Here is a 209-nt window from a genome sequence, read left to right on the forward strand (position 1 = left end):
CCGCCAGACGCCCCGCCTGCGCCCGCACCGCCCCCTCACTCTTCGCCGACCACACCAACGGCACCAACCCACCCGGACGACCGTCGGCCCCGGGCTCCTCCTCCACGACCTCGGCCGGCTCGAACGGCTCCGCGGACTCCACGATCACGTGGGCGTTCGTCCCGCTGATGCCGAACGACGACACACCCGCCCGCCGCGGGCGGCCCTCG

Annotated in this window: 1 protein-coding gene; it reads right to left on the minus strand. The window is 75.6% G+C overall.

Annotation, left to right across the window (positions count from 1 at the left end):
- Nucleotides 1-209: ketoacyl-synthetase C-terminal extension domain-containing protein (locus JL475_RS39625; protein WP_202283008.1), on the minus strand; the 209-nt coding region annotated here is incomplete at both ends.

Source organism: Streptomyces sp. M2CJ-2 (assembly GCF_016757295.1).
Classification (GTDB): Bacteria; Actinomycetota; Actinomycetes; order Streptomycetales; family Streptomycetaceae; genus Streptomyces.